General features: G+C 48.1%; 13 protein-coding genes. 11 read left to right on the top strand and 2 right to left on the bottom strand.

Annotated elements, in window-relative coordinates; genetic code table 11:
- The first annotated feature begins 108 nt into the window (after nucleotides 1-108).
- Together QNO02_RS20185 and QNO02_RS20180 are read left to right on the top strand one after the other, a co-directional pair.
- Nucleotides 109-1,032 carry a selenium metabolism-associated LysR family transcriptional regulator gene (locus QNO02_RS20185; RefSeq protein WP_289389793.1) on the top strand — a complete coding sequence of 308 codons (924 nt, stop codon included), beginning with the start codon at nucleotides 109-111 and terminating at the stop codon, nucleotides 1,030-1,032.
- Between the two features lie 67 nt (nucleotides 1,033-1,099).
- Nucleotides 1,100-1,969, top strand: a complete 870-nt coding sequence (locus QNO02_RS20180; RefSeq protein ID WP_289389792.1) for a PHP domain-containing protein — start codon at nucleotides 1,100-1,102, stop codon at nucleotides 1,967-1,969.
- A 143-nt stretch (nucleotides 1,970-2,112) separates the two neighbouring features.
- Here the strand turns inward: QNO02_RS20180 and QNO02_RS20175 are convergent, their stop codons facing one another.
- Together QNO02_RS20175 and QNO02_RS20170 are read right to left on the bottom strand one after the other, a co-directional pair.
- Complete coding sequence (locus tag QNO02_RS20175; protein ID WP_289389791.1) at nucleotides 2,113-2,559, bottom strand: GNAT family N-acetyltransferase; 447 nt, start codon at nucleotides 2,557-2,559, stop codon at nucleotides 2,113-2,115.
- Between the two features lie 194 nt (nucleotides 2,560-2,753).
- Complete coding sequence (locus QNO02_RS20170) at nucleotides 2,754-4,526, bottom strand: Rqc2 family fibronectin-binding protein (protein ID WP_091028639.1); 1,773 nt, start codon at nucleotides 4,524-4,526, stop codon at nucleotides 2,754-2,756.
- 357 nt (nucleotides 4,527-4,883) lie between these two features.
- On the opposite strand from QNO02_RS20170, the gene QNO02_RS20165 reads away from it, so the two are divergent.
- The 9 genes from QNO02_RS20165 to priA all read left to right on the top strand — a co-directional run bounded on the left by QNO02_RS20165 (nucleotide 4,884) and on the right by priA (nucleotide 16,976).
- The gene (locus QNO02_RS20165) at nucleotides 4,884-7,742 is read left to right on the top strand and encodes a calcium-translocating P-type ATPase, SERCA-type (protein WP_289389790.1); all 2,859 of its coding nucleotides are present in this window, start codon (nucleotides 4,884-4,886) and stop codon (nucleotides 7,740-7,742) included.
- Nucleotides 7,743-7,924: 182 nt separating this feature from the next.
- Nucleotides 7,925-8,758 carry a diaminopimelate epimerase gene (gene dapF / locus QNO02_RS20160; RefSeq protein WP_169481528.1) on the top strand — a complete coding sequence of 278 codons (834 nt, stop codon included), beginning with the start codon at nucleotides 7,925-7,927 and terminating at the stop codon, nucleotides 8,756-8,758.
- A 214-nt stretch (nucleotides 8,759-8,972) separates the two neighbouring features.
- Nucleotides 8,973-10,862: a bifunctional homocysteine S-methyltransferase/methylenetetrahydrofolate reductase gene (locus QNO02_RS20155; RefSeq protein WP_289389789.1), complete on the top strand. Its 1,890-nt coding sequence runs from the start codon at nucleotides 8,973-8,975 to the stop codon at nucleotides 10,860-10,862.
- A 19-nt stretch (nucleotides 10,863-10,881) separates the two neighbouring features.
- A complete protein-coding gene (locus QNO02_RS20150; protein ID WP_076211386.1) occupies nucleotides 10,882-11,781 on the top strand; it encodes a YicC/YloC family endoribonuclease in 900 nt (299 codons plus the stop codon).
- 51 nt (nucleotides 11,782-11,832) lie between these two features.
- The gene (remA, locus tag QNO02_RS20145; RefSeq protein ID WP_006209218.1) at nucleotides 11,833-12,093 is read left to right on the top strand and encodes an extracellular matrix/biofilm regulator RemA; all 261 of its coding nucleotides are present in this window, start codon (nucleotides 11,833-11,835) and stop codon (nucleotides 12,091-12,093) included.
- A 13-nt stretch (nucleotides 12,094-12,106) separates the two neighbouring features.
- The gene (gmk, locus tag QNO02_RS20140) at nucleotides 12,107-12,679 is read left to right on the top strand and encodes a guanylate kinase (RefSeq protein ID WP_017687445.1); all 573 of its coding nucleotides are present in this window, start codon (nucleotides 12,107-12,109) and stop codon (nucleotides 12,677-12,679) included.
- 157 nt (nucleotides 12,680-12,836) lie between these two features.
- Complete coding sequence (gene rpoZ, locus QNO02_RS20135) at nucleotides 12,837-13,049, top strand: DNA-directed RNA polymerase subunit omega (RefSeq protein WP_091028645.1); 213 nt, start codon at nucleotides 12,837-12,839, stop codon at nucleotides 13,047-13,049.
- Between the two features lie 138 nt (nucleotides 13,050-13,187).
- Nucleotides 13,188-14,423, top strand: a complete 1,236-nt coding sequence (coaBC, locus tag QNO02_RS20130; protein WP_249912200.1) for a bifunctional phosphopantothenoylcysteine decarboxylase/phosphopantothenate--cysteine ligase CoaBC — start codon at nucleotides 13,188-13,190, stop codon at nucleotides 14,421-14,423.
- A 3-nt stretch (nucleotides 14,424-14,426) separates the two neighbouring features.
- Nucleotides 14,427-16,976, top strand: coding sequence for a primosomal protein N' (gene priA / locus QNO02_RS20125; protein WP_249912201.1), 2,550 nt, complete (start codon nucleotides 14,427-14,429; stop codon nucleotides 16,974-16,976).
- Nucleotides 16,977-16,983: the final 7 nt, after the last annotated feature.

Raw genomic sequence — 16,983 nt, 5'->3', positions numbered from 1 at the left:
AATCATAGATTCAAGTATTATCGCATGCAGACAAGCTGCATGCTTTTTTTGTTGCCAAGCGGGAAATCGGCTACAATGTAGAGAGTGTAATCGAAGAGGGGCGAAGATATGAATTTTCACCAATTGCATATTTTTTATACGGTAGCAGAGAAGGGGAGTTTCTCGGCTGCTGCACAAGCATTACATATGACTCAACCGGCAGTAACGATGCAGATTCAATCATTGGAGGATTATTTTGGCACCAAGTTACTGCATCGTTCCACCAAAAAAATAGAATTATCCGAGGCGGGTCGGACTTTATTACCTCATGCGAAACGGAGTGTAGAGCTGGTCAGACAGACGGACGAAGCGATGTCGGCGTTTACCCAGATGTTACAGGGCAGACTCCAGCTGGGAGCCAGTTTAACGATCGGGGAATATGTGCTTCCGCGTATGCTCGGACCATTTGCACTTCAATATCCGGATATTTCAATCGTCATGAAAGTGATGAATACAACGCAAATTATGGATGATATATTAAAGCACCAGCTTAATTTTGGTCTGATTGAAGCGCCAGTGCACCATCCGGACATGATTGTAGAGCCTGTCATGCAGGACGAGCTGAAACTGATTGTACCTGCCGGGCATGATTTGGCTAAGCGCAGCAAAGTGAATATTGAGGATGTCATGAATTATCCTTTTGTGCTGCGTGAGAAGGGCTCGGGTACTCGTCAGGTGATGGAAGACCAATTGCAAAAGAAAAAGATTGATCCACAGGATATGAATGTTGTAATGGAACTTGGCAGTACAGGAGCGGTAAAATCAGCCGTGGAGGCAGGGGTAGGTATTACGATGTTATCTCCTTCTTCGGTGCAGCATGAACTGGCTCTGGGACTCGTTCATATTGTGGATATCCGCGGACTCGAATTCAAAAGGCAGTTCTATGCCATCCATCTAAAATCGTCCTTGTTGCCCCTGTCAGCAGTCGCTTTCCTGAATTATCTGCGTCAGCAGGAGCAGCACGAGTCGGTACATAAGACGGGAAAGGCATAATAGTTGGCAACATCAATGATAGATAAGATTGAATCATAATCAATTTTACACAAAGGAGCTGTTGTTCATGAATCAGCGCCAAGGACGCTGTGATCTTCATACGCATAGTCAGGCTTCCGATGGAATGCAGTCACCTGCTGATAATGTGAAGCTTGCCAAACAAAAAGGGCTATCTGCCGTTGCCCTAACAGACCATGATACAGTAGCCGGTGTAGCGGAAGCACAGCAAGCGGGTAAAGAGTTCGAAATTGATGTCGTTGCTGGAGTGGAGATCAGCACCCGGGCTGGCGGCAAAGATATTCATGTCTTGGGTTATTACGTGAATACGGAGGATGAGCAGTTTCTGCAACGGTTGCGCGGATTACGAGAAGCACGAGATGAGCGAAATCATCTGATTATTGGCAAGCTGCAGGAACTCGGGCTTGATATAAGCTGGCAGGAGGTACTCGATGAGCTAGGACGGCCGTTAGAGCCGGATGAGAGTATCGGCAGACCTCATATGGCGGATGTGCTGGTGAAGAAGGGATACGCTGTTGACATGCGGGATGCATTCGATCGGTATCTTGCTGAAGGCAAGCCTGGCTTCGTATCTGTACCCCGAGTTGCACCCGAGGATGCGTGCGAGTGGATCAGAGCCGCTGGTGGAGCCGCTGTGATTGCCCATCCGGGTCTCTATAATGATGATGAATTGGTGCGACGTATCATCGAAGACTCTCGTCCAGATGGCATTGAGGTGTTTCATTCGGACCATGGCCCGGAAGAGGAACGCAGGTATGGTAAGCTGGCCAAGGAATACAACCTCATTGAAACAGGTGGATCTGATTATCATGGCAAACGGCAAGGTGTTGTTTTCCACGGAGATCTTGGTAGCAAGACCGTGACGGTTGATGTGTTGGAAAGGCTGAAGGCAGCTGCTTCACAGCAAAAAGTAGAGTAAGCGAGACGTTGCAACGCTCTATCTGACTATAATAAATTCTGTATTACTGGGATGCATTTTAAGTTAAAGTAGTAAAGGACATGCAAACATGATAGGGCTGAACCTTCATGTTTGCATGTCCTTTTTTTTGTGCTCAAAAGAGTCTACGTAATGGAATAGTTTACCCAAGCGCCACGTGTAGCCCCAAGACGCTCGAATAATTGCTGTGCCCGCTCATTGGTCAATGCTGTGATCCAGGACATATAAGCACAGCCATGATCACGCGTATACTGCTGACAGTGTGCAAATAATTTGGCTTCTGCTTCGCCCTCTCTGAATGTTTCCGTAACAAATAGGTCATTCATGATGGCAACACGTTCTGCTTTCATCGTGCTGTATGTAAAGAACAGGGTGGAAAATCCGATAAGCTCCCCGTCCTGTTCTGCCACGAATTGAGCACCGATCTGCTGATTAAGCAGGTTGTTGATCAAAAGCTGGATGGATTGATCACCAGGCCAAGGGTTGTTGTAGAATCCCACCACATAGTCATGCATTAATGCCATCAGGGGTTTCAGATCATCAGGTTGCGTTTCTCTGATATGTATGGTCATGGTACACTTCCTTTAACTATAAATTTTATTCATCACAATTGAATTATTATACATATAAATGAATTAATATTCAACAAAAGAGAAATAAGCCGAGCTTCACATATCATTTAAACAATGTATTGCAAACACAAAAATCCCCTGAACCGTTATTGGTCAGGGGATTCTGTCTTTGTTACTGTTACATCTATATAGCCTTATCCATTTTTAATGGTTGATGGCAGACTTTTGATCAATTCATCATTTGGCGTGACAAACAAGGTTTTCTGGTGATCATAGATCACAAAACCAGGCTTCGCACCACTTGGTTTGCGCACATGACGGATAAACGTGTAATCCACAGGCACACTGCTGGACTCCTTGGCTTGGCTGAAATAGGCAGCAAGCTGTGCTGCTTCTTCCAATGTAGCTTCACCAAAGTCCGTACTGCGAATAACGACATGTGAACCTGGAATGTCTTTGGTATGCAGCCAGGTGTCGTTGGAAGAAGCAAGACGGTTGGTCACATACTCATTTTGCAGGTTGTTTTTGCCCACAAGAATATCAATTCCCTCAGAAGAGGTAAACTGGTGTACGGTCGGACGGTCACTTTTCTTCTTCTTTTTACCCTTTTTATTGCGATCACGAAGGTATCCCTGTTGCACAAGCTCATCCCGTATTTCCTCAATATCGTTCATAGATGCGATGGACAATTGCTGCAACAGGTTATCGAGATAGTCAATCTCGTCTTTGGTTTTGCCAAGCTGCTCATGAATGACAGCCAGACTGTTCTTGTATTTGTTATACCGCTTGAAATAACGTTGTGCGTTGTCAGACGGTGTGAGCAGTGGATCAAGCTGAATGGTAATGTTGGCTTGGTCTTCATCGTAGAAGTTCACAAGCTCCACGCTCTTGTCCCCTTTGTGGACCTGATGCAGGGAGGCGAATAGCAACTCACCCCATAGTCTGAACTTGTCTGCATCGTCCGCTTCCAGCAGGTCCTTGTTCAGGTTGTCCAGCTTTTTGATGTTTTTGCTTCGCTCATTCTGCAGAAAACGGAGCAGATCACTTACTCTTTGTTTTACCGTGTCCCGCTCAGCTTTGTCTCCGTAATAATCTTCCATGCACTTGCTCATCGTGTCATAGGTTTTCTCCAAGTCCTGAATGCTCTGAAGATGAACGGCCGAGAAAATCATTTTGCCTTTGGCGTTTGTTCCGGTTACAGGCGTGTAGATATGATCTCTGACAGGTCCCATCACGGCTTCAAAAGCGTTCCAGAGTGCACCAGCCTCAACTCGGCTCTCACCCTCAACCACATCTGGAGTGCTCACGGTGCCTTCAAGAGCAATCCCACGGGCAGCAATCTCTCCCGCAATTAACGGGCTAAGACCGCTAAAGGAATTCACAAGCCAGCGTGATGCCTCTTCTTCAACGGCATGATAGCTGTCCTCGAATGCTGTCCGGCTCACTTCGAGCGGATTACTTTTATGTTGTTCGGGTGGAGCGGTATACGAGAATCCAGGCATGATTACCCGGTAGCTGCTGATGGAAGGAGTCACATGATGAATGCCATCCAGAATTGTTCCAGTTACAGGATCAAGTAAAATAATATTACTGTGACGCCCCATTAATTCAATGATGATCCGTTTAACTGAAACATCCCCCAGTTCGTCGCGCTGGCGCACATTGATGTGGATAATACGTTCCATGCCAATCTGACGGATCTCCTCAATGATTGCACCTTCACAGTGCTTGCGGAGCAGCATGCAGAACATGGGTGCTTCAGTAGGGTTAAGGAATGTCTTTTCCGTAAAATGCACACGGGGATAGGTTGGGCTTGCCGAAACAAGCAATTTACTATTACCGCGTTGAGCACGCAGGGTGAGAACTACATCATGGCCATTCGGCTGATGGATTTTGCTGATACGTCCACCAATGCAGCCTTGCAATTCATGAACAATGGCCCGTGTTACAATGCCGTCCAATGCCATTTTTTCCACTTCCTCTCTCTATCGAGCATCTGCATTTATCATGCCAAATGCTTCATCTATATAACTGAAACCGTGCAACCAGGTATGTAAAAAAACAAGGACTGGCTGCAGATTCTTCGTTGCTTGCCTGTTGAACGCTGGAATCGGTACTGCGCAGAACATCGCAGACTTATATTTTATCCTATTCTGTCCATCAGGGAAAGGATTCACCTTCCGGGTGCTAATCACAGACCTGTCCGAATACATATAGAGCAGGTAGTTTGTCCGGCATAGTGTACAGCCTGTCGACCAGCACGCCGGTGAAACATGTGAGCTTATTTTGCAGATGAAATACAGACTGGGAGGGAAACTTGAAGCATGGAACATACCAAGTGGCATCAACTTAGTGATGAAGAGCTTCGTAACACTCTTGGCGTCAGCCCGCAGGAAGGATTGACGGATGAAGCTGTAGCAGAGAAGAGGAAAGTGGTCGGTTCGAATGAGCTGAGCGAGGGGAAACGCATATCTCCGATTACATTGCTCTTGAATCAGTTCAAGGATTTTATGGTGCTGGTGTTGATGGGAGCAACGTTGGTATCCGGATTGTTGGGTGAGTATCTGGATGCAGTAACGATTGTGGCTATTATCGTACTGAATGCGATTCTGGGGTTTGTACAGGAATTCCGGGCTGAACGATCTCTTCGTGCATTGAAACAGTTGTCTGCACCTCTTGCCAAAGTGCTTCGTTCAGGCCAGGAAGTACACCTTGCGGCCAAACAGCTTGTGCCCGGGGATATTGTTATGGTGGAGAGTGGGGACCGCATACCCGCTGATGTGCGCTGGCTGCAAACAAACAGTCTGGATGTCGAGGAGTCAGCACTTACCGGGGAATCGGTTCCTGTAAGCAAACATTGCCTTCCGATTGCCGATGAGGATGTTCCGCTGGGTGATCAGAAGAATATTGGTTTTATGGGTACCATGGTCACTCGTGGTACAGCCAAAGGCGTGGTTATCCGTACGGGGATGGAGACGGAGATGGGCAAAATCGCCGATCTGATCCAGAATACGGAGGAGCAGGAAACACCGTTACAGCACAGGCTGGAACAACTGGGCAAAATTCTGATTTTTGTCGCATTGGGATTAACCATTATGGTTGTCGTCGCCGGGATATTACACGGACAACCAGCCGTTGGCATGTTTCTGGCAGGGGTTAGCCTCGCGGTGGCTGCCATACCGGAGGGTCTGCCGGCTATTGTAACCATTGCACTCGCACTTGGCGTGCAGCGAATGATCAAACGTAAAGCCATTGTACGCAAACTGCCTTCCGTCGAAACTCTGGGCTGTGCATCCGTAATATGTTCGGATAAGACTGGCACACTCACCCAGAACAAGATGACGGTAACGGATGTGTGGCTGGAGGGACGTAACATCAAGGTTACCGGGGATGGGTATGCACCTGAAGGGCAGATGCTGGAGAACGGTCGTACGGTGGAACTGAAGAGTGACCAGTCCCTGCGCAGAATGCTTCAGATCAGTGCGCTTTGCAACAATGCGAGTATTGTGGAGAGCGTTGCAAGCCAGATGGGGAACAAGAAAAAGGGCAAGGATACCAAAAAGGAAAGTAAGAAAAATACGAAAAAAGATGATCTCCAAGAAGAAGCGGCCAAGGGAGAAAATGTATTCTGGGAGCTGAAAGGTGATCCGACGGAAGGGGCACTGGTCACACTGGCCTCCAAAATGGGGCTTACTCCTGCCGGACTCAAAGAGTTGTATGCCCGCCAGCAGGAATTCCCGTTTGATTCGGAGCGGAAACGCATGTCGGTCCTGGTTCATCATCAGGGGGGCCGAATGATCTACACCAAAGGTGCACCGGATGTGTTAATCGGACACTGTAGTTATATTTTGTGGGAAGGTAAGGTCGTGCCTTTCACTGGAACACTGCGACAGAAAGTGATGGCAGCTAACGAGAGCATGGCTGGAGCAGCACTGCGTGTCCTCGGAATGGCCTACCGTGAAGTGCGGCCGGAAGAAAAAGTGGCTGACGAACACGCCGCCGAAAGTCAACTTGTCTTCGTAGGACTTGCAGGTATGATAGATCCACCGCGTCGTGAAGTGCGAGATGCAATTGCCACATGCCGCAAAGCGGGCATTCGTACCGTCATGATCACAGGTGATCATGGAACAACGGCAGAAGCCATTGCGCATCAGCTGGGGATTCTTCCCCGCGGAGGCGCGTCGTTAAGTGGTCAACAACTGGCAGGCATGACAGACGAGCAACTGGATAAACAGGTAGAGGGCATCTACGTGTTCTCAAGGGTATCTCCAGAACACAAGCTTCGCATCGTAAAATCGTTACAGCGCAAAGGGCATGTCGTCGCCATGACAGGAGATGGAGTCAATGATGCTCCAGCCATTAAAGCGGCAGACATCGGGATTGCGATGGGCATTACGGGTACAGATGTCACGAAGGAAGCTTCGGCGCTGATTCTGAGTGATGATAACTTCTCAACCATTGTGGCTGCCATTGAAGAAGGCCGTAATATTTATGAGAACATTCGCAAATTTATCCGTTATTTGCTGGCATCAAACGTGGGTGAGATTTTGACGATGTTCTTTGCAATGATGATGGGCCTGCCACTGCCGCTTGTACCTATTCAGATTCTGTGGGTTAACCTGGTGACGGATGGTTTGCCTGCAATGGCGCTCGGGGTAGATCAGCCTGAGAAAGATTTGATGGAACACAAACCCCGTGGAGCCAAGGAGAATATCTTTGCCCGCAGACTGGGTTGGAAAATCGTCAGCCGGGGTGTGTTAATTGGATTATGTACACTCGGAGCATTCTGGCTTACCCTTCAGGCTGCACCGGATAATCCGGGTCAACTCATCAAGGCACAGTCTGTAGCTTTTGCTACACTCGTTTTGGCGCAGCTTATTCATGTCTTTGATTGCCGTAGTTCGCGGTCCATCTTCCACCGGAATCCTTTACAGAACAAATATCTGGTTCTTGCGGTTATTTCATCGGTTGTACTGATGCTGGTTGTCATGTACGTTGAACCGTTGCAGCCGATCTTCAAAACCGTACCACTTGGCTTGCGTGAATGGGCGATCTGCATCGTTGCTGCGGGCATTCCAACGTTCCTTATGGGCGCAGGCAGCGTCTGGGGTGGTCGTCGTAACCGCCGCCGTATGGGTGGTTCTGGCCGCTTCGTACCGAAAAGTACAAAGTTTTCGGCATAAAATCAATACCTTTTCCTGACCTATTTCGTTATGCTATCCTCAAAATGATTCGAAGCGAGAGCTTTGGCATTTTGCAGGATAGCTTTTTTGTGTAAATGTTGAATATGAATTTCTATGGTAATCCTGTAGAAGAGCAAGAATATAGCTTTGGCAGCAGACTGCCAAAAGGAGTGGGCAAGATTATGGAATTTACGAAAATGCATGGACTTGGTAACGATTTTATCGTTGTATTTGGTGAGAAGGAGCTTCCGGCAGATGCAGCAGAACTGGCTGTGAAATGGTGCAACCGTTTCTTTGGCATCGGTGCGGACGGCCTGGTTTATATACTGCCTTCGGAGAAGGCTGACTTTCAGATGCGCATCATGAATTCGGACGGTTCGGAAGCAGAGCAGTGCGGTAATGCCATTCGCTGTGTATCCAAATATGTATACGATCATGGTCACGTGAACCAGGAGCAGATCACCATTGAAACGATTGGTGCAGGGGTACAACCTGTGAGTCTCAATATTCGTGATGGTAAAGTGGAAACGGTTCGTGTCGATATGGGTGAGCCGATTCTGAACGGTCTTCAAGTGCCTACAACGGTGGATGCCAATCCAGTGGTTGATCACTACATTGAAGCGAATGGACATGCGTTCAAATTCACTGCCGTATCCATGGGTAACCCGCATGCGGTTATCTATGTAGATGATGCTGTTAATTTTGACCTCACGACTTGGGGCCCACTTCTTGAAGTACATCCGATGTTTCCAAAAAAAATCAATGTGGAATTCGCCACAGTTCGTGACCGTGGATATGTGGACATGCGTGTATGGGAACGCGGAGCTGGTCCAACACTTGCTTGCGGAACCGGAGCTTGTGCAACACTGGTATCCTCTGTCCTGAATGGACATACGGATCGTACAGCAATCATCAGCCTCAAGGGTGGGGATCTCCACATTGAGTGGAATGAAGCTGACAATCATGTGTACATGACTGGACCTGCTGAAGTTGTTTTTAAGGGAATCACTTCATAAAAAGTGGAAGGTTTAACCAAAGAGGCCTGCGGGCCTCTTTTTTTGTCAAAAAGGACAGGTCGTGTCTCCTGTACAGAGACATATTGGGGGCTGTATGGCAAGAAAGTCCATATGAGCTGGATACTCATCAAAAACCTGTGTTTTTCTTCGTTTTTTAGCGTTTTTTGTGTTACATTAGTATGTAAATGATCACAGCTAGGCGGGGGGAAATGGGATGAAGGCGGATTTGCGCAAAGTTATGCAGGAACGGGTTCTTGTTGGAGATGGGGCCATGGGAACATATCTGTACCAAATGGGGTTCCCAGTGGGGATTTCATATGAAGAATTGAACTTGATTTCACCTGAAGTAGTGGCGGATGTACATCGCCGTTATCGGGATGCAGGTACAGAAATATTTGAAACAAATACGTATTCTGCCAATTACGACAAGTTGTCCAAGTTCGGTCTGGAGTCCAAGGTGGAGGACGTGAATCGTGCCGGCGTACGCATTGCCAAAGACGTAGCTGGGGATACCGGTTATGTGCTTGGTGCAGTTGGTTCCATTCGAGGTGGCAAGCGGACGAACGTGTCAACGAGTGAACTGAAGCGCTTTTATCAACAACAGATCTCTGCACTGCTTGATGAAGGCGTGGATGGCATTTTGCTTGAGACCTTCTATGATATCGAGGAAATGGATATTGCCCTTTTGCAAGCGCGCAAGCTGAGTGATTTGCCTGTAATTGGACAGTTCGCTGTAGAGGATGTAGGACATACACTGGACGGATATACGATGCCTGAAGCCTTCCGGATTATGCGGGAGCAGGGCGCGGACGTCATTGGTTTTAACTGTCGCTCAGGTCCAAACGGGATTATGCGTGCCATGGAAACCGTCTCTGGACGTATTGGTATCCCAATGTCTGTTTATCCAAATGCGGGTGCAGCAGATTATGTAGATGGTCAGTTCCGTTATGGAGCAACTCCGGAGTACTTTGGTCAGACGGCAGTGCAATTTGCCGAACTGGGCGCTCGTATTATCGGCGGTTGCTGTGGTACGACACCTGATCATATTACCGCCATGAAAGAGGCGCTTGCTGACTATATACCTTCGCCTATTTTGGAGCCTGATCCGTCAGAATCCAAACCGCGTATTGTGTTGCATGAACATGTGGATGAGCGTTCCGGACGTGGAGGACAGCCTACGATCGTTGATCTGGTCAAGCAGCGTCACACGGTTATTGTTGAACTTGACCCGCCGCGTGACTTGGACATTGCCAAGTTCATGAAAGGTGCCGAGACATTAAAAGCAGCAGGAGCCGATGCCCTGACACTGGCCGATAATTCACTCGCGGTTACACGGATGAGCAACATGGCGCTGGGTCACCTTGTTCAGGATCGCACGGGCCTTCGTCCACTTGTGCACATTGCCTGCCGTGACCGGAACCTGATTGGAACACAGTCCCACATGATGGGTTTTGATGCTCTGGGCATTAATCATGTACTGGCTGTAACAGGAGATCCTGCAAGATTTGGTGATCTGCCGGGTTCAAGCTCGGTATACGATCTGACTTCTTTTGAAATCATACGCATGATCAAACAGTTGAACGATGGAGTTGCTTTCTCTGGTAAACCGCTGAAGCAAAAAGCGGGTTTTGTCATCGGAGCAGCATTTAATCCTAATGTGAAATATTTGGAAAAAGCTGTACAGCGTCTGGAGAAGAAAATTGCCTCTGGTGCAGATTACATTATGACACAACCGATCTATGATCCTGAGTTGATTGTAGCGATGCACGAGGCGACCAAACATCTGGATGTGCCCATTTTTGTAGGTGTAATGCCGCTGGCGAGTGGACGGAATGCAGAGTATCTGCACAACGAGGTTCCCGGAATTCAGCTTTCGGATGAAGTGCGTTCCCGTATGGCAGGTCTGGAAGGCGAAGAAGGCCGTGCGATGGGGGTAAAAATTGCCAAAGAATTGCTGGACGTAGCAACAGCGCATTTCAAAGGCATCTATCTTATGACACCGTTTATGTTCTACGGCATGACGGCCGAACTGACTCAATACGTATGGGAGAAGTCGGAGCATCAATGTCCTACTTGTTTCAACCCTAATAATCAATTACAATAGTAAAACGGATGTGATGCCGATGTCATTCAGTATGACCGGATACGGTCAATCCGCCTTTCATTTTGGCGGCTATAAGGTACAATTAGAGATCAAATCTGTTAATCATCGTTATTGCGAAGTGATGATGCGTCTGCCAAGAGAGTGGACGTATTATGAAGACGGTTTGAGGAAAATCGTACAGAGTCGTTTGAAACGTGGGCGGATTGATGTTTATGTAATGAAAGAAAAAGAGGAAGACCAGGCTCTTCCCGCTGTTCTGAATGAACAGACGGTCAGGGCCTATCTGCAGGCTGCAGAGCAACTGGAGACCCAATATGGAATGCAGGGCAAACCAAGTATTGTGGATATGCTTGGTCTGCCGGACGTCATGGTTCATTCGGATGGGACAAGTTCCATTCCCGAAGAGCAGAAGGACGAATGGGAGCGAGTTCTGCAGGAAGGATTGAAAGAGGCTCTGTCCAGCCTTGAACAGATGCGCGCTCGCGAGGGTCTTCATCTGGCCAGTGACCTGGAACGGCGGATTACCCGTCTGGAGTCACTGCATACCGAGATGCTTGATCTTGCACCGACTGTGGTAAGTGATTATCGCAACAAGCTAAGACAAAGGCTTACGGAAATGCAGGAAGAAGGCTCTTTCCCTTTTGATGAGCATAAATTGGGTATGGAAATTGCAATGTTTGCCGATCGTTCTAACATAGAAGAGGAGCTTACGCGTCTACAGAGTCACTTTGGACAGAGCAGGGAACTGCTGAAGAGTGATGAGCCGGTAGGTCGTAAGTTGGACTTTCTAATTCAAGAGATGAATCGGGAAGTCAATACGATTGGATCAAAAGCCAACCATTTGGCTCTGGTGAATCGTGTTGTCGAGATGAAGGCGGAACTGGAGAAGATTCGCGAGCAAGCTGCGAATATCGAATGATCGGCCTAATTTCGACAAAAGAGTCGCATGTATAGGGGGAAGAACCTGATTATGGCAATCAAACTCATTAACATTGGATTCGGTAACATCGTATCGGCGAACCGGATTATATCCATCGTGAGTCCGGAATCGGCGCCGATCAAGAGAATTATACAAGAGGCAAGAGATCGTCACATGCTGATTGATGCAACGTACGGAAGACGTACTCGTGCCGTAATTATTACGGATAGCGATCATGTCATTTTGTCTGCAGTTCAGCCTGAGACGGTCGCCCATCGTCTTTCTTCGAAAGATGATGATAACGACGAATAAAATGGAGTGTAATATGTCTAAGGGATTACTGGTAGTGTTGTCCGGCCCATCTGGGGTCGGGAAGGGTACTGTATGCAGCGCTTTGCGCAAACGGGTGCCGGAATTGATCTATTCCGTATCGGCAACAACCCGTCAGCCTCGTCTTGGTGAAGAACATGGTGTGAACTATTTCTTCAGAAGTCATGAAGAGTTCCAGAACATGATTGCTGAAGATCAATTGTTGGAACATGCGGAGTATGTTGGTAATTATTACGGAACACCGCGTGATTTTGTAGAGAAAACGATTAACGAAGGCCGCGACATCATTCTGGAGATTGAGGTTCAAGGCGCGTTAAAAGTGAAAGAGAAATTCCCGGAAGGGATCTTTGTTTTCCTGCTTCCTCCTTCATTGGACGAGCTGAAAGATCGCATTCAGGGCCGTGGTACCGAAAGCCAAGCGACCATTGATCACCGGATGTCCGTGGCGGTTGATGAGATCAGTCTGCTGGAGCAGTATGATTACGCTGTTGTTAATGATGAAATTGATTTGGCGTGCAAGAGAATAGAAAGCATCATAATCGCCGAACATTGTAAGATCAATAAATAATCCCTTTTGCCGCTGCAGAATGCGATATAAGTGGGGCAGTTGTCATATCATATACTGAAGCACTCCTTCTCGGAATGCCCGGGTGTGAAGACATGCCACATCAGTTCTGTCAGGCGGCAACTTGCGATTATACTAATGCGAAGAGGTGTTTGTTAATATGCTGTATCCTTCTATTGATGAAATGATGAACAAAGTCGACAGCAAGTATTCCCTTGTTGTTGCTGCTTCCCGCCGGGCTAGACAGCTACGTGAAGGTGAAAAATCGGATTTAAGAGGTGCGAGATCCCATAAACAAGTGGGCGTTGCACTGGAAGAAATCTATGGAGACCTGCTCGTTGTCATCAAAGGACAGGACGAAGAAGAAGAGTAAGCCGCCTGCGGCTGCTCTTCAACTGCATACGGCGCAAGCCGGATTAATTGACAACCGCGAGGTTGTTATTTTTTTACGAATAAGCATATTTTAACGGAATCTTACTTAGACGTCGTATAAATATCGGGGGAAATAAACATGTTGAACGGTAAAAAAATCGTGCTTGGTGTGACTGGCGGCATAGCCGCTTACAAAGCGGCAACATTATGCAGCAGACTGGTACAAAAGGGAGCGGATGTTCATGTAATTATGACAGCTTCCGCTACACAGTTTATTACCGAATTGACGCTGCAAACGTTGACCCGAAACACCGTATATACCGATACATTTGATGAGCGTGAACCAGCAGTCGTATCTCATATTCATCTGGCCGATCTGGCGGATCTTGTTCTGGTTGCTCCGGCAACAGCCAATGTAATTGCCAAGATGGCGCATGGCATGGCAGATGATATGCTCTCAACAACTCTTCTTGCCACGACAGCCCCTGTTATGATTGCTCCGGCGATGAATGTACATATGTATGATCATCCAGCTGTAAAGCATAATATGAACCTGCTTGTTGAACGGGGTGCCATGATGATTGAACCGGGTGAAGGTTTGCTTGCGTGTGGATATGTGGGCAAGGGACGTCTGGAAGAACCGGAGAGCATTGTGGATGTGGTGGAACGTTTCTTTGAACAACGCGAGTCTGCAGACATTAGCCGGCAGGGACAAGCTCCATTGTTACAAGGCAAGAAGGTTGTTGTTACGGCTGGCGGTACGATTGAGCGCATTGACCCAGTACGATACATTACGAACGATTCATCTGGCAAAATGGGATTTGCCATAGCCGCAGCTGCGCGTGATCTGGGGGCAGATGTGAAATTGGTTATGGGCAATACCCAAGCCAAGCCACCGGAGAACGTTGAGTTGATCCTTGTACAGTCTGCGCAGGATATGTATGAAGCCGTAACACGCGAGTGGGACGATGCTGATATCGTGGTTAAGGCGGCGGCAGTTGCCGATTACCGTCCAAAGGAAGTTTATACCGAGAAGATCAAGAAGAAAGGCGACACATTGTCGCTCGAACTTGTTAAAAATATAGATATTCTTGAAACGCTGGGCAAAGAGAAGACCCATCAGTTTTTGATTGGTTTTGCTGCAGAGACTCAGTCGGTTGAGATGTATGCACGTGAGAAATTGGAACGGAAAAACTGTGATCTGATCGTAGCCAATGATGTAACCCGCACGGGTGCAGGATTTGGAACAGACACCAACGCGGTACATATCTATGACCGGGAAGGTTTGGTGGAGGAGCTTCCAGTGATAGCCAAGGACGATGTGGCTCATCGGTTGCTCCGGATTGCGGCGGAGCGCATTGCCGGGAGGAATTAGGATATGGAGATTGCCAAGGTCATAGTCGATGTTCCCGTGAAGGAAACAGACCGGCCGTTTGATTACCTGGTACCTGAATCGATGAGGGAATGGATCGAGATTGGCAGCCGGGTGGGTGTACCTTTTGGTCATCGGACGGTGCAGGGATTCGTGATTGATCTTGTGCCGCGTACCGGAGAGGAATCATTCAAGCTTAAGCAGATTCAGGAGTTGCTGGACATTGTTCCACCGTTGTCAAAGGATTTGGTTGAGTTGGCCGAATGGATGAGTGGACGTTATGCCAGTAACCGGATTTTGTCATTGCAGGTCATGGTGCCGACGGCATTGAAAGGTAAAGCAGAGCGATACATCTCGCTGGGAGATGCACTTGATGGACAGATGGCGGGTGCACAACCGGATGATGAGGTGTTATTTGTTTGGGGAGAAGAGTCTACGACTGAGAAAGTACAGCAGGATATCATCCGTTTTGTCAAGAGTCGGGGTCAGGTACCGCTGCAACAACTGAGTCGAAAATATCCCAATCATGCTGCACTAATTAAGAAATTATTGCTTGGTGGCGTGCTGCTGGAAAGTCAGGCCATCAAGGACAAGTTAAATAAAAAAACGATGAAGTCCGTTGATCTGGCTGTAGATATTGCTGCTGCTGAGGAAGCACTTGCTTCATTCCCGGCGAAAGCACAGCGACAGAAGGAGATTCTGGCTTTTTTGCTGGAAATGAAAGAACTGCTGCCCATGCCGATGAAAGAAGTGTTATCTACACTACAGGTATCGGCTGCAACGATTAAGGGGCTTGAGGAAAAGGGACTGATCGTCACCGAGGACGTTGAGGTCTTTCGTGACCCTTATCAGGGCAGGAAGTTCAAAGCGACTGAACCGCTGGTTCTGACTGAAGAGCAAAAACTTGTCTACGACAATATCAATGGCCGATTGCAGGAACAACGCCACGGGGTATTTTTGTTACATGGTGTTACGGGAAGTGGCAAGACGGAAGTCTATCTTCAAACCATTCAACAATGCATCGAGCAGGATCGCCAGGCTATCGTTCTGGTGCCCGAGATTGCACTCACACCACAGATGGTAGAGCGTTTTAAAGGGCGATTTGGGGATCAAGTTGCTGTTATGCACAGTCGTCTGTCTGGCGGTGAACGTTATGATGAATGGCGCAAGATTCGTGAAGGTCAGGTGAAGGTTGCAATTGGGGCGCGTTCAGCCGTATTTGCTCCATTCAGTCGGCTTGGGTTGATCATTATGGATGAGGAACACGAGACTTCCTACAAACAGGAGGAAACTCCGAAATATCATGCCCGTGATGTAGCCGTAAAAAGAGCACAGCAGCACCAGGCCGTGGTTGTTCTGGGTTCAGCGACACCTTCGCTGGAAAGTTATTATGCAGCACGCTCGCAAAGTAATGATGATTTTGCACCACTTTTACTGGAGATGCCAACACGAGCACTGGGTAACAAGCTGCCTGAAGTGCGAATCGTTGACATGCGTGAAGAGTTGAAGGACGGCAACCGCTCCATGTTCAGCAGGGCTTTGCATAAAGGGCTGGAGGAGCGCTTGGAACGTGGTGAACAGACGGTGCTTCTGCTGAATCGCCGTGGATATTCGACCTTTGTTATGTGCCGAAGTTGTGGATATGTGGCAGGTTGTCCCGAATGTGATATTTCATTAACGTACCATCAGCGCTCGAATAATCTTCGTTGTCATTACTGCGGGTATGCGGAAGCGGCTCCGGAAGTGTGTCCGGACTGTGGAAGTGAGCATATTCGATACTTTGGTACAGGTACACAGCGAGTCGAGGAAGAGCTTGCCAAGCTCTTTCCGGGTATTCGGGTCATTCGGATGGATGTGGATACAACAACGGAAAAAGGGGCTCACGAGAAGCTGCTGAAACAGTTCCGTGAGAAAAAGGCGGATGTATTGCTGGGCACCCAGATGGTTGCGAAGGGACTTGATTTCCCGGATGTAACCCTGGTTGGCGTGATAACAGCCGATTCAGCGTTGAATTTACCTGATTTCCGGGCTGCGGAAAAAACGTTTCAGTTACTAACACAGGTAGCGGGCCGAGCTGGTCGGCACCAATTGCCTGGTGAAGTGTTTGTTCAGTCCTATACGCCGGAGCACTACTCCATTGGTCATGCGAGTCAGCATGACTACGTGTCGTTTGTACGTGAGGAATTGCTGCACCGTCGCAATTTGCAATATCCGCCATACTGTCGCCTGATTCTGGTGACCTTTTCGCATGAGCAGCTTCCGGTATTGATTCGTCTTGCCGAGAACTATACGCGAATACTGAAAGAGAAGGCTAATGCGGCCGGATGGCTCGGCAGTCTGGATCGTTTCAGCAATGATGCCTTTGATGTACTAGGGCCGGTAGCATCCCCAATTCCACGGATCAAGAATAGATACAGATTCCAATGTATGATAAAATGGCGGGGGGATGTAGACGCCATAGGACTCGCTCTGGCTACGGCCCGGCGCATGGACGATGATGTTCAGGCGCAGAAATTGCTTATTAGTCTGGATGTAGACCCGCAAATGTTAATGTAAGCATTTT

The sequence above is a fragment of the Paenibacillus sp. PK1-4R genome (genome assembly GCF_030369595.1).
In the GTDB taxonomy this organism is placed as follows: domain Bacteria; phylum Bacillota; class Bacilli; order Paenibacillales; family Paenibacillaceae; genus Paenibacillus.
This window is presented reverse-complemented; position numbering and strand designations above follow the sequence as displayed.